Raw genomic sequence first — 15,522 nt, 5'->3', positions numbered from 1 at the left:
CGCTGATCACTTGCTCGGTTCAGCCTACGTCAGTCCGGGTCGTTGACAGGGTCGCAGGCCGCCCGTACGGTGTCGTAGCTTATCCGGTTCAGTAGATGTCGCTCGATGTCGGGAGCGATGCCAGTTGGGTGGAGGATGTGATGACGCGATCCCTGGCCCGGTGGGCGAGGAGAGCCGCCGTCGGCGCGGTCAGCCTCGTCCTACCGCCGGGTGCTGGCGGGCGCCCTCGTCGTCACCCTGCCCCTGCTGGTCATGCTGTTCATCGGTGGACGCCAGATCGTCCGCGGAATCATGGAAGGTGCGGTGAAGTCGTGACCCCGTTGCACGAGGGCTGGACCCTGCGGGCGCTGCCCGGACCGGAGGTGCCGGCCGCGGTCGCCGGCCGGGTGGTGCCGGCCACCGTCCCCGGCTGCGTCCACACCGACCTGCTCGCCGCCGGGCTCGTCCCCGACCCGTACCTCGACGACAACGAGACGCGGCTCGCCTGGATCGGGCGCACCGACTGGGTGTACGAGACGACGTTCGACCGGCCGTCGGGCGGGCACCAGCGCCTCGACCTGGTCTGCGCCGGCCTGGACACGGTCGCCACGGTGACCCTCAACGGCGCCGAGGTCGGCCGCACCGAGAACATGCACCGCGGGTACCGCTTCGACGTCACCGCCCTGCTGCGGGCCGGGGACAACGCCCTCGCCGTCCGCTTCGACTCGCCGTACCGGTACGCCGAGGCGCACCGTGACCGGCTCGGCGACCGGCCCAACGCGTACCCCGAGCCGTTCCCCTTCATCCGCAAGATGGCCTGCAACTTCGGGTGGGACTGGGGGCCCACGGTGGTCACCGCCGGCATCTGGCGGGAGATCGGCCTGCACGGCTGGTCCACCGCCCGGCTGCGGACCGTCCGCCCGCTGGTCACCGTCGCCGGCGGCGAGGGCCGGGTCGAGCTGCACGTCGACGTGGAGCGCGCCGCCGACGTGCCGGTCACCGTCCGCGCCTCCGTCGCCGGTGCCGACGCCGAGGCGCGGATCGCGGCGGGGGAGCACCGGGCCGTCCTGACCCTCACCGTCCGCGACCCGCAGCTGTGGTGGCCCTGGGGGTACGGCGACCAGGCGCGCCACACCCTGGACGTGGCCCTCGTCGACGGCGACGGCGCCGTGCTCGACACCTGGCGGCGGCGCATCGGCTTCCGGTCGGTACGGGTCGACACCGCCCCCGACGCGCACGGCGCCCCGTTCGCCCTGCACGTCAACGACACCCCGATCTTCGTCCGGGGCGTGAACTGGATCCCCGACGACGCCTTCCCCAGCCGGATCACCCGCCAGCGGCTGGCGCGGCGCTTCGACCAGGCCGCCGGCGCCAACGTCAACCTGCTGCGGGTGTGGGGCGGCGGCCGGTACGAGTCGGAGGACTTCTACGAGCTGGCCGACGAGCGCGGCCTCCTGGTGCAGCAGGACTTCCCCTTCGCCTGCGCCGCGTACCCCGAGGAGGAGCCGTTCGCCACCGAGGTCGCCGCGGAGGCGGCCGAGCAGGTGGTCCGCCTCGCGCCGCACCCGTCGCTGGTGCTGTGGACCGGCAACAACGAGAACATCTGGGGCTGGCACGACTGGGACTGGCAGGAGCCGCTCGCCGGGCGCACCTGGGGCCGCGGCTACTACCTGGACCTGCTGCCCCGGATCGTCGCCGAGCTGGACCCGACCCGCCCCTACTGGCCGGGCAGCCCCTGGTCCGGCAGCGAGGACATCCACCCCAACGATCCCGCCTACGGGACCACGCACATCTGGGACGTCTACAACACCGCCGACTACCTGACGTACCGCGAGTACGTGCCCCGCTTCGTCGCCGAGTTCGGCTGGCAGGCGCCCCCGGCGTACGCGACGCTGCGCCGGGCGTTGACCGACGAGCCGCTCGCCCACGACTCGCCCGGCATGGTCCACCACCAGAAGGCGACCGACGGCGACCGCAAGCTGCGCCGGGGTCTCGACGCCCACCTGCCGGCCCCGCGCGACTTCGACGACTGGCACTACTTCACCCAGCTCGTCCAGGCCCGCGCGATCCAGGTCGGGGTGGAGCACTTCCGCTCCCACCGGGACCGCTGCACCGGCACCATCGTGTGGCAGCTGAACGACTGCTGGCCGGTCACCTCCTGGTCCGCGGTCGACGGCGACGGCCGGCGCAAACCGCTGTGGTACGCGCTGCGCCGGGCCTACGCCGACCGGCTGCTCACCGTCCAACCCCGCGACGGCGGGCTGGCGCTGGTCGCGGTGAACGAGACCGGTTCGCCGTGGCGGACCGGGGCGACGGTCACCCGGCTCACCCTGGCCGGTGAGCCGCGGGCGAAGACCGCGGTCGAGCTGGACGTGCCGCCGTACTCCTCGGTGGTGCGGGCGCTGCCGGCGGAGCTGGCGCGGCCGGAGGAGGCCCGCCGGGAGCTGCTGCTCGCCGAGGCGGGGGAGGAGGCCGAGCGGGCGCTCTGGTTCTACGCCGAGGATCGCGACGTCGCGTGGCCGGCGGCCGGGTACGACGCGACGGTCGAGCCGGCCGACGCCGGCCACCGGGTCCGGGTCTCCGCGCGGACGATCCTGCGTGACCTGACCCTGTTCCCGGACCGCCTCGATCCGTCGGCCGAGGTCGACGAGGCGCTGGTGACGCTGCTGCCCGGCGAGTCCGTCACCTTCACCGTCCGCGCGCACACCCCGCTGGACCCCGCCGCGCTCACCCGCCGCCCGACCCTCCGCTGCGTGAACGACTGAAAGGAAGGGCCCCTTCTTAACGTCTCCGGTAGTGGAGGGGCCCCTTCTTAACGCCTTCGGCACGGCGTTGCCCGGTGCGGTTTCGCCGGCGCCCGTGGGGTACCTGGTGGGCATGACGAAACCGGTTGATCCCTCCCTGCCCGAGGAACTCGACGAGCACGCCGGGGGCGCAGACCCCGGTCCCGGAGCCCCCGACCGGATCCACGGCGAGACCGGCGAGCCGGACGAGCAGTTCCAGTCGCCGATGGGGGTCGCAGGAATGTCGCCGGGCGGCGGATCGTACGGCGGCACCTCGCCCGCCGACCAGAACCCCGCCGCCGATCCGGGTGGCGTCCCTCGCGGCAACCAGTGAAGCCACCGTGCCCGCTGCGATGTTAAGAAGGGCCCCTTCCACCGCCCTGGGCGTTAGGAAGGGGCCCTTCCTTCTCACTCGGGGACGCGGCGGTAGGCGCCGTCGCTGGCCGAGGTGGCCATCGAGGCGTACGCGCGCAACGCCGCCGACACCGGGCGCTGCCGGTCGACCGGGGTGTACGGGCGGTCCCGCTTCTCCTGGGCGATCCGGCGGGCCTGGAGCACGTCGTCCGGCACGTTCAGCTCGATGGAGCGCCCCGGGATGTCGATGACGATCTCGTCGCCCTCCTCGACCAGCGCGATCAGGCCGCCGGAGGCCGCCTCCGGTGAGACGTGCCCGATGGACAGCCCGGAGGTGCCGCCGGAGAACCGACCGTCGGTGAGCAGCGCGCAGGCCCGGCCCAGCCCGCGGCCCTTGAGGAACGAGGTGGGGTAGAGCATCTCCTGCATGCCCGGGCCGCCCTTCGGCCCCTCGTACCGGATCACCACCACGTCACCGGCGACGACGTCCTTCGCCAGGATCGCCGACACCGCGTCGTCCTGGGACTCGTACACCTTCGCCGGGCCACGGAACGTCAGGCACTCCTCGGGCACGCCGGCGGTCTTCACCACGCAGCCGTCCGGCGCGAGGTTGCCGTGCAGGATGGCCAGCCCGCCGTCGGCGCTGTACGCGTGCTCACGGTCACGGATGCAGCCGCCCGTCGCGTCGGTGTCCAGCGACGACCAGCGGTTGGTGGTGGAGAACGGCTCGGTGGTGCGGACCCCGCCCGGGGCGGCGTGGAACAGCTCCACGGCCTCCGGGACCGCCGTTCTGCCGCGCACGTCCCAGTCGGCCAGCCAGCGGTCCAGTGAGGGGGAGTGCACGGCGTGCACCTCCCGGTTGAGCAGGCCGGCGCGGTCCAGCTCGCCCAGGATGGCCGGGATGCCGCCGGCCCGGTGCACGTCCTCCATGTGGTACTGCGGCGAGTTCGGTGCGACCTTGGCGAGGCAGGGCACCCGCCGGGAGATGGCGTCGATGTCGGCGACCGAGAAGTCCAGCTCGGCCTCCCGCGCGGCGGCGAGCAGGTGCAGGATCGTGTTCGTCGATCCGCCCATCGCCACGTCCAGGGCCACCGCGTTCTCGAACGCCGAGCGGCTGGCGACCGACCGGGGCAGCACGGCGGCGTCGTCGCCGTCGTACCACCGCTTGGCGATCTCCACCACGGTGCGCCCGGCCTCGACGAAGAGCGACCGGCGCGCGGCGTGGGTGGCGAGGGTCGAGCCGTTGCCCGGCAGCGCCAGGCCGATGGCCTCGGTGAGGCAGTTCATCGAGTTGGCCGTGAACATGCCGGAGCAGGAGCCGCAGGTCGGGCAGGCCGAGCGTTCGATGGCCCCGAGCTGGTCCTCGGTGACCGCCTCGTTGGAGGCGGCGATCATCGCGTCGATCAGGTCGATCTTGGAGTGGACCACGCCCTCGATCGCGACCGTCTTGCCGGCCTCCATCGGCCCGCCGGAGACGAAGACGGTCGGGATGTTCAGCCGGAGCGCGGCCAGCAGCATCCCCGGCGTGATCTTGTCGCAGTTGGAGATGCAGACCAGGGCGTCCGCGCAGTGGGCGTTGACCATGTACTCCACGGCATCGGCGATCAGCTCCCGGCTGGGCAGCGAGTAGAGCATCCCGCCGTGGCCCATCGCGATGCCGTCGTCGACCGCGATGGTGTTGAACTCTCGGCCGACCCCGCCGGCCTCGGCCACCGCGTCGGCGACGAGACCGCCGAGGTCCTTGAGGTGGACGTGACCGGGGACGAACTGGGTGAAGCTGTTGGCGATGGCGACGATCGGCTTGCCGAAGTCGTCGTCGGTCATCCCGGTGGCCCGCCACAGGGCCCGGGCGCCGGCCATCGTCCGACCGTGCGTGGAGGTCTTCGACCGCAGCTCAGGCATGCATACCAGTCTGGCACCGCCGCCGCGCGACCGCCGCCCGCGCAGGACGTGTCCCAACAGATGCACACCCGGTACCCCACCGCGCGGGGTGATCCGGCACAGTTGAGGGCGTGCTGTCACCCCCGGGCATGCTCACCGTCGCGGTGCTGAGCGCGCTCGTCGCCGCGTCGGGCGTCGCGCTGCTGACCGCCGGCGTGCGGCGGCGGGAGGTGGCGCACCGCTCGGCGTACGTGCTGCTCGCCGCGGCGGCCGGCGTCGGGCTGGTGGCGGTGCTGGTCGGGGCGGGCGTGGCGCTGGAGGCGGCGGGGCACGCCGGGCACGGGTCGGTCCGGCGCACCGGCTGGGCCGAGGTGGTCGCGCTGGTCACCGCCGTCAGCGGCCTGCTCTTCGCGGCCGGGATCCTGCGGCTGCCCGGGGTGGCGCCCACGCCCGGGGTGGCCACCCGGCTGTCGCTGGACGGCCTGATCGTCGCCACCGCGCTCTGGTTCGTGGGGTGGGTGCTCTTCTCCGAGCCGACCCGGCTGCTCGGCGACGCCACCCCGATGGCCTGCGAGCCGATCCTGCTCGCCACCGTCAGCGCGGCGCTCACCGCGGGGTTGGCCGTCATCGTGGTCTTCCGGGCCCCGCCCCGGCGGCACCGGCTCGCCACGCTCGTGACCGGCGCCGTCGGCGTGACCACCGGCGGGCTCGGCATCGCCACCGGGCTGTGCCAGGCGGGCCCGGCGGTGGCGCTGGTCGGCGCGGCGGTGCTGGCCGCCGGTCTGCTGACCGTCGCGCTGGTGGTCCGGCGGCTCGACCCGCCCTGCCGGTTCGAGGTCGACGTGAACCGGCGCGACGCCGAGTACGGCGTGCTGCCGATGGTCGCGATGGCGGCCTCGGCGATGTACCACCTGCTCCAGGACGGCCGGTTCGACGCGCTGGGCATCGTGGCCGGCAGCGTGGAGGGCTTCGCGCTGGTGGCCCGGCAGTACCTGACCCTGCACGACGTCCGCAGGTACGCGGGCCGGCTGGCCGAGCGGGAGGCCCACTTCCGTGAGCTCGCGCACACCGACCCGCTGACCGGCCTGGCCAACCGGCGGGGGCTGCTGCGGGCCCTGCACCGCTGCGCGGCGGCGGGCACCCCGTGCGTGCTGCTCACCCTCGACCTCGACGGCTTCAAGAACGTCAACGACATGCGGGGCCACGACGCCGGCGACGCGGTGCTCGCCGAGGTGGGCCGGCGGCTGCGCGGCAACCTGCGCCCCGGCGACGTGGCGGCCCGTCTCGGCGGCGACGAGTTCGCCGTGCTGATGCCGGGCCGGCCGGCCGACGCCGACCGGGTCGGTCAGCGGCTGCTCGGGGTGCTCGGCGCCGCGTACCAGCAGCCGGAGGGGGCGGTCTTCCTCTCGGTGAGCATCGGCACCGCCGGCTGGGCCGGCGAGCCGGACGTCGAGCTGCTGCTGCGCCACGCCGACCTCGCCCTGCGGTACGCCAAGCAGCGCGGCAAGAACCGGATCGAGCGGTACGACGCCGCGTACGACCGGCTGCTGCGCCGGCGGACCACCCTGGAGCACGAGCTGCGCGGCGCGATCGACCGCGGCGAGCTGCGGCTCGCGTTCCAGCCGGTCGCCTCGCTGCCGTCGGTGCGCCCGGTCGGCGCCGAGGCGCTGCTGCGGTGGCGCCATCCGGAGCTGGGCAACGTGCGGCCCGACGAGTTCATCCCCCTCGCCGAGGAGTGCGGGATGATCGCCAAGCTGGGTGCCTGGGTGCTGCACGAGGCCTGCCACCAGCTCTCCCGCTGGCTGGCCGACGGCCACGACGTGTGGGTGTCGGTGAACGTCTCGCCCCGGGAGCTGCACGCCCCGGAGTACGTCGTCCAGGTCGCCGAGGCGCTGCGCGCCCACCACGTCCCACCGCAGCGCCTGGTGCTGGAGGTCACCGAGCACGCGGTCGCGACCGACCTGGACGAGCTGATCCGCCGGCTGAGCGCGCTGCGGCGCACCGGCGTCCGGATCGCCCTGGACGACTTCGGCGCCGGGTACTCGTCGCTCGGCCAGCTGCGCCGCCTCCCGATCGACATTCTCAAGATCGATCACAGCCTCGTCGCCGAGCACGAGCCGGTCCGGCCGATCGGTACGGACGGGCCGGCCTTCGCACCGATGGTCGACATCGTGATGCGGCTCGGTCACCAGCTCGGCCTGGAGGTCATCGCCGAGGGCGTCACCACCCCGACGGAGCTGGCCGCGGTGGTGGCGGCCGGCTGCCGCTTCGGCCAGGGCGCCCTCTTCGGCTGGGGCGTGCCGGCCGAGCACCTGGAGGCGATGTTGGAGGCCGCCACGTCGCCCGGGGCCCGGCCGGTCCCGACCTCGGCGCCGCCCGCCCCGCCGGCCCGTCCCACGCCACCGCGACGCCTGCCGAGGCTTCCCGCGCCCCGCCAACCCGCCTCCGAGCAGGCCGAACAGGGCCCCGAAGCTCCCCGAACGGGGGATTCCACAAGATCCGTTAACCAGCATGTGGGATCAGTTGACTCAGCGCGTGAGATGCGTCAGGCTTGACCGCATGTTGTCGTACTGGTCGCGTCGAGTACTTACCTGAGCGCACTCTCCCCACCGAGAGTGCGCTGGCCCCGTGCATCCTGCACGTGGGCTTTTTTGTTGCCGTCAGACCCCATCGGTGCGGGCCCCGCCCGCGTTCCACTGCCCGAGAGCCGCACCCACTCCAGCCGAAGGCCTGAACCGCCATGACGAGACCCACGCCCGAGACCCTCGCCAACTCCGCCCGGCGGGCCCGCGCGGCCGCCGAGCCGGCGCACGACGCCGAGCCGGCCGCCCGCGCCGCGGCCACCCCGACCGTCCCGGGGGTACGCACCCCCGCTCCGGCCCAGGTCTCCGGTGCCGGTTCCCTCGTGCGGTCCCTCGAAGCCCTCGGCGTCGACGTCGTCTTCGGCATCCCCGGTGGCGCGATCCTGCCGGCGTACGACCCGCTCTACGACTCCACCGTCCGGCACATCCTGGTCCGGCACGAGCAGGGGGCCGGGCACGCCGCGACGGGGTACGCGCAGGCCACCGGCCGGGTCGGCGTCTGCATCGCCACCTCCGGGCCGGGCGCGACCAACCTCGTCACGCCGATCGCCGACGCGTACATGGACTCGGTGCCCATGGTGGCGATCACCGGCCAGGTCGCGCGGCCCTCGATCGGCACGGACGCCTTCCAGGAGGCGGACATCCAGGGCATCACCCTGCCCATCACCAAGCACAACTTCCTGGTCCAGAACGCCGACGAGATCCCCCGGGTGCTGGCCGAGGCGTTCCACCTCGCCTCGACCGGCCGACCCGGTCCGGTCCTGGTGGACATCCCCAAGGACGTCCTCCAGGCGCCGACGGCGTTCGCCTGGCCGCCGACGCTCGACCTGCCCGGCTACCGGCCGACGCTGCACCCGCACGGCAAGCAGATCCGGGAGGCGGCCCGGCTCATGGCCGTCGCCCGGCGGCCGGTGCTGTACGTGGGCGGCGGCGTGCTGAAGGCCGGCGCCACCGAGGGCCTGCGCAAGCTCGCCGAGCTGACCGGCATCCCGGTGGTCACCACGCTGATGGCCCTCGGCGCGTTCCCCGACTCGCACCGGCAGCACCTCGGCATGCCCGGCATGCACGGCACCGTGGCGGCGGTCTACGGCCTCCAGAAGGCGGACCTGATCGTCGCGCTCGGCGCACGGTTCGACGACCGGGTCACCGGCCGGCTGGACTCGTTCGCCCCGGACGCGACCGTCGTGCACGCCGACATCGACCCGGCGGAGATCGGCAAGAACCGCCACGCGGACGTGCCGATCGTCGGTGACGCCCGGCACGTGATCGACGAGCTGATCGCGGCCGTCACCACCGAGCAGGCGGGCGGGCACCGTCCCGACCTCGCCGACTGGTGGACCCAGCTCGACGACCTGCGCAAGCGCTACCCGCTGGGGTACGAGGAGCCGGCCGACGGCACCCTGTCCCCGCAGTACGTCATCAAACGGCTCGGCGAGATCGCCGGCCCGGACGCCATCTACGTCGCCGGTGTCGGCCAGCACCAGATGTGGGCCTCCCAGTTCATCTCGTACGAGAAGCCGTACACGTGGTTGAACTCCGGTGGCCTCGGCACGATGGGGTACGCGGTGCCGGCGGCCATGGGCGCCAAGGTCGGCAAGCCGGACACGGTGGTCTGGGGGATCGACGGCGACGGCTGCTTCCAGATGACCAACCAGGAGCTGGCGACGTGTGCCCTGGAGGGCATCCCGGTCAAGATCGCCGTCATCAACAACGGCAACCTCGGCATGGTGCGCCAGTGGCAGACCCTGTTCTACGGGGAGCGCTACTCCAACACCGACCTCGGCACGCACAAGCACCGCATCCCCGACTTCGTGAAGCTGGCCGAGGCGCTCGGCTGCATCGGCCTGCGCTGCGAGACGGCCGAGGACGTCGACAAGACGATCGAGGCCGCGATGGCCATCAACGACGCCCCGGTGGTCATCGACTTCGTGGTCGGCAAGGACGCGATGGTGTGGCCGATGGTCGCCGCCGGCACCAGCAACGACGAGATCATGTTCGCCCGCGGCGTCCGCCCGGCCTTCGACGAGGATGACATCTGATGACGATGCACACGCTCTCCGTGCTCGTGGAGAACAAGCCCGGTGTCCTGGCCCGGGTGTCCGGGCTGTTCTCCCGGCGCGGCTTCAACATCGACAGCCTCGCCGTCGGCGAGACCGAGAACCCGGACGTCTCCCGCATCACCATCGTGGTGAACGCCGAGTCGTCCCCGCTGGAGCAGGTCACCAAGCAGCTCAACAAGCTGGTGAACGTGCTCAAGATCGTCGAGCTGGACCCGCAGGTGTCCGTCGCCCGCGAGCTGCTGCTGGTCAAGGTCCGCGCGGACCGCAACGCCCGGGGTCAGGTGCTGGAGACGGTCAACCTGTTCCGCGCCCGGGTGGTCGACGTCGCGCCGGACACGCTGACCATCGAGGCGACCGGCACCCCCGACAAGCTGGACGCGCTGCTGCGCGACCTCGAACCCTTCGGCATCAAGGAGATGGTCCAGTCCGGCACGGTGGCGATCGGGCGCGGCTCGCGCTCCATCACCGCCGGTCCGGCGCTCCGGGCCGCCTGATCCTCCGCACCGCTTCAGACCACGACGGGCCGCCCGGGCCGCCGTACGAAAGGGAATTCCATGAGCGTTGAGGTGTACTACGACGACGATGCCGACCTGGGCCTGATCCAGGGCCGCAGGGTCGCGGTGATCGGCTACGGCAGCCAGGGCCACGCCCACGCGCTGTCGCTCCGGGACTCCGGCGTCGACGTGGTGATCGGCCTGCAGGAGGGCTCGAAGAGCCGGGCGAAGGCCGAGGAGCAGGGCCTGCGGGTGGTCACGCCCGCGGAGGCGGCGGCCGAGGCCGACGTGATCATGATTCTCGCCCCGGACACCGCGCAGCGCCGCCTCTACGCCGAGTCGATCGCGCCGAACCTGAGCGCGGGCAAGGCGGTGTTCTTCGGCCACGGCTTCAACATCCGCTACGGCCTGATCACCCCGCCGGCCGACGTGGACGTGGCGATGGTGGCCCCCAAGGGCCCCGGTCACCTGGTCCGCCGCCAGTACGTCGACGGCAAGGGCGTGCCCTGCCTGGTCGCGATCGAGCAGGACGCCAGCGGCGGCGCGCTCGCGCTGGCCCTGTCGTACGCGAAGGGCATCGGCGGCACCCGGGCGGGCGCCATCCGGACCTCCTTCAAGGAGGAGACGGAGACCGACCTGTTCGGCGAGCAGGCGGTGCTCTGCGGTGGCGCGGCGGCGCTGGTGCAGACCGGCTTCGAGGTGCTCACCGAGGCCGGGTACGCGCCCGAGGTGGCGTACTTCGAGTGCCTGCACGAGCTGAAGCTCATCGTCGACCTCATGTACGAGGGCGGCATCGCGAAGATGCGCTACAGCATCTCCGACACCGCCGAGTACGGCGACCTCTCCCGCGGCCCGCGCGTCATCGACGCCCGGGTCAAGGAGGAGATGCGCAAGATCCTGGGCGAGATCCAGTCCGGCGAGTTCGCCCGGGAGTGGGTGGCCGAGGACGAGGCCGGCCGGCCGAACTTCAGCAAGTGGCAGGCCGAGGGCGCCGCGCACCCGATCGAGGAGACCGGCCGCAAGCTGCGCGGGATGATGAGCTGGGTGGACCGGCCGATCACCGAGACCGCCTGACCGCCCGGTCCGGCTACCGCCAAGCGGCCCGGGTCCCGACGCTCGCTCCCCCGGGCATCGGGACCCGGGCCGCCGTCACGTTTCCGCCAGGGCTTCCGCCTCGGCGGCGGTCCGCTCCGCCTCTTCGGTGCGGCCCAGTGCCGCGAGGGTGCGGGCCAGGTTGCGCAGCGGCGTGACGGCCTGCGCCGGTGGCAGGCCGGAGTCCGTCGCCCGGATCAGTGCGACGCTCTCCTCGTACGCGGGCAGCGCCTCGTCGAGCCGGCCGAGGACGTGCAGCCGGTTGCCCAGGTTCACCAGCGCATCGACCAGGTCCGACCGGTGCGCCGCCGGTTCCTCGGCGAACAGCTGACGGCGCAGGGCCACGCACTCGCGCAGCAGCTCGGCGGCCTCCCGTACGTCGCCGGCCCGGTTGACCGCCTTGTCCAGTCCGAACAACGCGTGCCCCAGCAGGACGCGGTACTGGGGATCCGCCGTGGCCAGGTGCCGGGCCAGCTCCACGGCCTCCCGTCCGGCGGTCACCCCGTCCAGCCCGGCCACCCGGTCGCGCGGCGGCGCGCCCGGCCCCGGGTCCCCGCCCGGCGTCTCGAACGCGGTCATGGCCAGGACCAGGAGCAGCGCCTGGACCAGCATCGGGCGGAACTCCTCCGGCAGGTCCCCGGTCCAGCGCCGGCAGACCGGGAGTAGCTCGTCCAGCAGCGGCTCGACCGCGTCCCACCGCCGGTCCGCGATCCGCGCGGCGGCGAGCTGGGTCAGGGCACGGGCCAGCTCGCCGTCGTCGGCGCCCCGGGCCACCTCGACCGCCTCGGCGACCCGGTCGGCGCCCTCCTCCCGCCGGCCCGACCGGAGCAGCAACTGCCCGTGCACCCGCAGCGCCGCAGCCAGGTGGCCCCGCCGGGCGCCCGGGGCGGCGCCGACCAGCCGACGCAGCCGGCCGGTCGCCTCACCGGCAGCCCGCACCGCCGCCTCGGTCTCGCCCAGCTCGGCGCGGCACTCCGCCTCCACCAGCAGGGCGTCGGCCGTGAGCTTCCGCCCGCGCGGCGGTTGGACGAGGCGCAGGAACCCGAGGTCGTCGCGGGCCGGGTCGAGCAGGGCGAGCGCTTCCTGGACGCGGCCGGCCGCCGCCTCGCTACGTGCGAGGTCGATCGCCGCCGTGGCCCCGAGCGAGGCCCACCGCGACTGCTGGTAGCGGGAGAGTGCCTGGTGCAGGTCCCGGGCCTGCCGCCGGACGTCGAGCGCCTGCTCCGGCCGGCCCAGCCTCGCCTGGCAGTCACCGATGACCAGCAGCGTCCCGGCCAGCCGCATCCGCTCGTCCGGCCCGAGCGGAGCGGCGGCGTCCCAGGTGGCCCGGGCACGAAGCGCCAGCGGTAGTGCCTCGCGCGTCTCGCCCAGTTCGGACAGGTTGGCGGCCAGCCGCTCGCGGGCGGCGGCGAGCACCACGAGGGCGGCGCGGTCCGGCGGGTCCGCCACGTACCCGATCGCCTCCCGTAACTGCTCGATCGCCTCGGCTGCGGGCTGGGCGTCGGGGACGGCGGCCCGGGCCACCAGGGCGCGCGCGAGGTCCACCCGGTGCGGGTTCGGCCGGTCGGCCGCCAGTCGACGGCACAGCGCCACCGCCTCCTCCGCGGCGGCCGCGCGCCGGGCGGTCCCGCCGATCAGTCCGCTCACCTGGTGGGACCGCGTGACCAACGACTCGGCCAGCCGCGGCCCCCACCGCAGGGGCCGGAGCCGGGCCAGGGGCCGGAGCAGCGCGATCCGGACCACGAGCGACATAGGTGGCTCCTTCCCGCGTGGTTGCCGGCTCCCGTTGTACCGGGGCCACGCCAACCGGGTCCTCGGGTGAACGGCGGATGTCGGACGTGCGAACCACCTGTGTGAGGGCGCTCACGCGCAGTCCGGAGGCACGTCGGCGGGGCAGCCCCCTACGATCCTTGGATAGGTGCCCCAGCCGGCACCTGACGGCCACGGCACGGAACAGCGCAGGGCGCAGCGCGGCGTCCCGTCGCCCCCGGCCGAACGCATACGACGTCTACGAGGACCGATGAATCCTGTCGTACTGATCGCCGAAGAACTCGCTCCCGCCGCCATCGAGGTGCTCGCCCACGACTTCGACGTCCGTCACGTGGACGGCACCGACCGACCGGCCCTGCTCTCGGCGCTCTCCGAGGCCGACGCCGTCATCGTCCGCAGCGCGACCCAGATCGACGCCGAGGCGATCGCCGCCGCGCCGCGCCTGAAGGTCGTCGCTCGCGCCGGCGTCGGCCTGGACAACGTCGAGGTGCCGGCCGCCACCGCGCGGGGCGTCATGGTCGTCAACGCCCCCACCTCCAACATCGTCTCCGCCGCCGAGCAGGCCGTCGCGCTGCTGCTCGCGGTCGCCCGCAACACCGCGAGCGCCAGCGCCGCGCTCAAGGCGGGGGAGTGGAAGCGGTCGAAGTACACCGGCGTGGAGATCCAGGGCAAGACCGTCGGCGTGGTCGGCCTCGGCCGCATCGGTGTGCTCTTCGCGCAGCGGATCGCCGCGTTCGGCACCCGGCTGATCGCGTACGACCCGTACATCCAGCCGGCCCGCGCCGCCCAGCTCGGCGTCCGCCTCGTCGGCCTCGAGGAGCTGCTGCGGGAGAGCGACTTCATCTCCATCCACCTGCCGAAGACGCCGGAGACCGTCGGCCTGATCGGCGAGAAGGAGCTGGCGATCGTCAAGCCCGGCGTGCGGATCGTCAACGCCGCCCGGGGCGGCCTGGTCGACGAGCAGGCTCTCGCGGACGCGATCGCCGAGGGCCGGGTCGCCGGTGCCGGCGTCGACGTGTACGCCAAGGAGCCCTGCACCTCCTCGCCGCTGTTCGCGTTCGACAACGTGGTCGCCACCCCGCACCTGGGCGCGTCGACCCACGAGGCGCAGGACAAGGCCGGCCTGGCCGTGGCCAAGAGCGTCAAGCTGGCCCTCCAGGGCGAGTTCGTGCCGGACGCGGTGAACGTCCAGGCTGGCGGCGTGGTCGCCGAGGACGTCCGGCCGCTGCTGCCGCTGGCCGAGAAGCTCGGCCGCGCCTTCACCGCGGTCGCCGGCGGGGTCGCCGCCAGCGTGACCGTCGAGGTCCGCGGCGAGATCGTCAGCCACGACGTCTCGGTGCTCAAGCTCGCCGCCACCAAGGGGCTGTTCAGCTCGGTCGTCGAGGAGCAGGTCACCTACGTCAACGCGCCGCACCTCGCGGCCGAGCGGGGCGTCGAGGTGTCCCTCACGACCCAGCCCGAGACCGCCGACCACCCGGTGCTGGTCACGATCCGCGGTGCCCTGCCCGACGGCCGTACGGTCAGCGTCTCCGGCACCGTCACCACCGCCGGCACCCGCGACGTCATCAAGCTGACCGAGGTGGACGGCTTCGACGTCGAGATCGGTGCGGAGGGCATCCTCGTCTTCCTCCGGTACGTCGACCGGCCCGGTGTCGTCGGCACCGTCGGCACCCTGCTCGGCGAGGCGGGCATCAACATCGCCGCCATGCAGGTGGCCCGGCGGGAGGCCGGTGGCGAGACGCTGATGACGCTCACCATCGACCAGGCGCTCGGCGCCGACCTGCTCACCTCGGCGGCCGACTCGATCGGCGCGACCGCGGCCAGCGCCGCGGACCTGCGCGACGAGTGACCTGAGCGCACGACGCGGAGGGGCCCGGCGGACGCCGGGCCCCTCCGCCGTCCCCGTCCCCTTCGCCTGCGCCCCGCGCGATCCGCACCCGCGCCCGCGAGACCCGCGCCCGCGAGATCCGCGCACTTTCCCGGAAAGAGTGGCCATCCGGCCTCGGATGAGCGCACCTTCCCCGAGAGTGCGGCCTCCTCGCGGCGTCAGGTGGTGACGCGGGTGGGCGGTGGGTAGACCGAGCCGTCCTGGGCGTCGAAGAGCATCAGCCCGTGCTCGCCGGCCAGCCGCTCGATGTCCAGCAGCACCTGGTCCTCGCAGGTCGGGTGCAGGTTCAGTTCGACGTGGTCACCGGCCGCGTGCAGCGGCGCCACCGCCCACGGCGTGTCCGCGCCGGCCGGACGGTCCGGGTACGTGCTGGTGATCGCCCGGTAGAAGGCGACGACACGGGGATCGGGTTGACGGTCCGTATGCTGGCCCTGCCGGCACCGTTGCACCGCCGCTCGTACGTCCTCGGGCGTCGCCCCGTCCGCCAGGGCCCACACGCTCAGATCGAAACTCACGGCGGACAGCGTGCCATCCGTCGTTCACCATGTCGAAATTGCCCCGCCGCAGGTCCGTCGCAATCTTGTCGGGAGGGTCCGCAGTGGAGACTCTTGCGTCGAGTTGCGTCGATTCGCTAGCGTA

Annotated in this window: 10 protein-coding genes and 1 pseudogene; 8 read left to right on the top strand and 3 right to left on the bottom strand. The window is 73.4% G+C overall.

All coding sequences use genetic code 11. The features are described from left to right. Window positions 1-201: 201 nt before the first annotated feature. From AB0873_RS04105 to AB0873_RS04095, 3 genes and pseudogenes are all read left to right on the top strand, one after another. Window positions 202-315, top strand: a pseudogene (locus AB0873_RS04105) (carbohydrate ABC transporter permease); the annotation flags it as partial. Continuing rightward, the gene (locus tag AB0873_RS04100; protein WP_366598322.1) at window positions 312-2,744 is read left to right on the top strand and encodes a glycoside hydrolase family 2 protein; all 2,433 of its coding nucleotides are present in this window, start codon (window positions 312-314) and stop codon (window positions 2,742-2,744) included. The pseudogene AB0873_RS04105 and the gene AB0873_RS04100, both read left to right, overlap by 4 nt. Before the next feature lie 112 nt (window positions 2,745-2,856). Next, complete coding sequence (locus tag AB0873_RS04095) at window positions 2,857-3,096, top strand: hypothetical protein (protein ID WP_155333696.1); 240 nt, start codon at window positions 2,857-2,859, stop codon at window positions 3,094-3,096. 74 nt (window positions 3,097-3,170) lie between these two features. On the opposite strand, the gene ilvD is transcribed toward AB0873_RS04095, so the two are convergent. Next, the gene (gene ilvD / locus AB0873_RS04090) at window positions 3,171-5,018 is read right to left on the bottom strand and encodes a dihydroxy-acid dehydratase (RefSeq protein ID WP_366598321.1); all 1,848 of its coding nucleotides are present in this window, start codon (window positions 5,016-5,018) and stop codon (window positions 3,171-3,173) included. 110 nt (window positions 5,019-5,128) lie between these two features. Here ilvD and AB0873_RS04085 point away from each other — a divergent pair, with 110 nt between their 5' ends. From AB0873_RS04085 to ilvC, 4 genes are all read left to right on the top strand, one after another. Beyond that, window positions 5,129-7,552 (top strand): bifunctional diguanylate cyclase/phosphodiesterase, encoded by a 2,424-nt coding sequence (locus tag AB0873_RS04085; protein WP_366598320.1) that lies wholly within the window; start codon window positions 5,129-5,131, stop codon window positions 7,550-7,552. A gap of 185 nt (window positions 7,553-7,737) precedes the next feature. Continuing rightward, window positions 7,738-9,618 (top strand): acetolactate synthase large subunit, encoded by a 1,881-nt coding sequence (locus AB0873_RS04080; RefSeq protein WP_366598319.1) that lies wholly within the window; start codon window positions 7,738-7,740, stop codon window positions 9,616-9,618. Beyond that, entirely contained in the window at window positions 9,618-10,133 is a 516-nt protein-coding gene (gene ilvN / locus AB0873_RS04075; RefSeq protein ID WP_073832451.1) for an acetolactate synthase small subunit, read from the top strand. The genes AB0873_RS04080 and ilvN overlap by 1 nt, the downstream gene beginning before the upstream one ends. 60 nt (window positions 10,134-10,193) lie before the next feature. Then, window positions 10,194-11,207, top strand: coding sequence for a ketol-acid reductoisomerase (gene ilvC, locus AB0873_RS04070; RefSeq protein ID WP_366598318.1), 1,014 nt, complete (start codon window positions 10,194-10,196; stop codon window positions 11,205-11,207). A gap of 75 nt (window positions 11,208-11,282) precedes the next feature. Here ilvC and AB0873_RS04065 read toward each other — a convergent pair whose 3' ends face one another. After that, window positions 11,283-12,977 (bottom strand): tetratricopeptide repeat protein, encoded by a 1,695-nt coding sequence (locus AB0873_RS04065; protein ID WP_366598317.1) that lies wholly within the window; start codon window positions 12,975-12,977, stop codon window positions 11,283-11,285. Window positions 12,978-13,245: 268 nt separating this feature from the next. Here AB0873_RS04065 and serA point away from each other — a divergent pair, with 268 nt between their 5' ends. Next, the gene (gene serA, locus AB0873_RS04060) at window positions 13,246-14,844 is read left to right on the top strand and encodes a phosphoglycerate dehydrogenase (protein ID WP_155333690.1); all 1,599 of its coding nucleotides are present in this window, start codon (window positions 13,246-13,248) and stop codon (window positions 14,842-14,844) included. Between the two features lie 197 nt (window positions 14,845-15,041). On the opposite strand, the gene AB0873_RS04055 is transcribed toward serA, so the two are convergent. Beyond that, window positions 15,042-15,398, bottom strand: coding sequence for a hypothetical protein (locus AB0873_RS04055; RefSeq protein WP_155333689.1), 357 nt, complete (start codon window positions 15,396-15,398; stop codon window positions 15,042-15,044). Window positions 15,399-15,522: the final 124 nt, after the last annotated feature.

It is taken from the genome of Micromonospora sp. NPDC047707 (genome assembly GCF_040704235.1).
In the GTDB taxonomy this organism is placed as follows: domain Bacteria; phylum Actinomycetota; class Actinomycetes; order Mycobacteriales; family Micromonosporaceae; genus Micromonospora.
The sequence above is the reverse complement of the archived record's forward strand: the minus strand, read 5'-3'. Positions and strand labels throughout refer to the sequence as shown.